This window comes from Streptomyces bambusae (assembly GCF_019400985.1).
GTDB lineage: Bacteria > Actinomycetota > Actinomycetes > Streptomycetales > Streptomycetaceae > Streptomyces > Streptomyces bambusae_A.
The window spans coordinates 1-674 of record NZ_WTFF01000723.1; the positions used below are offsets into that span (position 1 = coordinate 1).

A 674-nucleotide genomic window follows, 5' to 3' on the forward strand; every position below is an offset into this window, starting at 1 on the left:
TCTGGGCGCGGGCGAGACCCACCTTCTCCAGCAGACCCCCATCCCCGAACAGACCCCCGTCCCCGATGCCGGCGGTGGTGCCTTCGGGGTTGTGGCGGAGCATCATCCGCACGTTCCAGGACAGGGCGAGGACGGGTCCGCCCATCAGGTAGAGGTCGCCGATGGGGTCGGTGGTGGGGCCGGCCAGGCATGCGGCCGTCGCCCACGCCGACCCCGCCGCCACCGTGACCGCCGAGTGCAGGCGCCGCTGCTTGCTCGTGGACTTCCCCATCACCCACGTCCCGCCCGTGAGGGCGACGGAGGCGAGGGTCAGGCCGACACCGGCGGCGGCGCTCTCGCCCCACCGCCAGTGCCCCACCGCTCCGGCCAGGCCGATGCCGGCCCAGCCCAGCCACGGGGGCAGGTGCGGCTTGATGCGGTGCAGCAGGTAGTCACGCACCCTGCCCCCATCGTGTCCACCCTGCAGGTCGGCGAGGGCGCTGGTCATGCCGTCGTGGTAGTAGCTCGTCACCCGGTTCCGGTTACGGGCCATGGTCTCGTTCCTCCCTTACTGCTGGGCCCAGTTCATGACCGGCTGCGGCGGGCGCCGGGCACGGTGACGAACACGGTTGATCTCTTCCTCGAACTCCTGCTGAAACGTCGAGTAGCAGGCGGCAGCGTTTTTCGCCGCATCC

2 pseudogenes are annotated in these 674 nt (G+C 70.9%); both read right to left on the reverse strand.

Annotation, left to right across the window (positions count from 1 at the left end):
- A pseudogene (locus GPJ59_RS36745) lies at positions 1 to 487 on the reverse strand (plasmid transfer protein TraB); the annotation flags it as partial.
- 60 nt (positions 488 to 547) lie between these two features.
- Positions 548 to 674 (reverse strand): annotated as a pseudogene (locus tag GPJ59_RS38330) (plasmid transfer protein TraA); the annotation flags it as partial.